The following is a 744-nucleotide window of genomic DNA, read 5'->3' on the forward strand; positions in this document are numbered from 1 at the left end:
AGAAGAACAAGCACAACTGTATCTCTACTGAACTATCATTTTGTATTCTGCCCAAGATACAGGAGGAAAATATTTCTCAAATCAGAGGTAGAACATCGCTTCAAGGAATTGGTGCATGAGGTATGCGAGGAGCTTAAAATGGAGATCGTTGCCCTTGAGTGCGACAAAGACCACACGCATATGTTTCTCAATGCGCTACCAACATTGAGTCCTGCTGCTATTATGGCAAAAGTGAAAGGAGTCACATCAAAAAAACTACGTGAAGAGTTTCCGCACCTTCTACATTTGCCTAGCTTGTGGACACGTTCCTATTTTGTTTCTACTGCTGGAAATGTATCAAGTGAGACTATCAAGCATTATGTTGAACAACAAAAGACAAGGGGGTGAAGTATATGTCACAGACCATAACCGTTAAGGTAAAGCTACTACCGACAAAAGAGCAAATCCAACTATTGCAACAATGTTGTTCCGAGTATATCCAAGTCATTAATTCGCTCGTAGCGGAGATGGTTGAAGAAAAGAAAAGTACGAAGAAGACAACGAAAGATGTTCCTGCTAATCTACCAAGTGCGGTAAAAAATCAAGCGATTAAAGATGCAAAAAGCGTGTTCTCTACCAAAGTAAAGAAAAGGAAATACACCATCGTTCCGATCCTAAAGAAACCCGTTTGTGTATGGAACAATCAAAACTATTCCTTTGATTTCACACATATTTCTATTCCATTTGTGGTGAATGGAAAGTCAA

General features: G+C 39.4%; 1 protein-coding gene and 1 pseudogene. Both read left to right on the forward strand.

Annotation, left to right across the window (positions count from 1 at the left end; all coding sequences use genetic code 11):
* Positions 1-387 (forward strand): IS200/IS605 family transposase (tnpA, locus tag ACIFQN_RS35645; protein WP_429837778.1); only part of this gene is annotated, 387 nt, incomplete at its 5' end.
* Positions 388-392: 5 nt separating this feature from the next.
* Positions 393-744, forward strand: a pseudogene (locus ACIFQN_RS35650) (RNA-guided endonuclease TnpB family protein); the annotation flags it as partial.

It is taken from the genome of Brevibacillus sp. NRS-1366 (genome assembly GCF_050467985.1).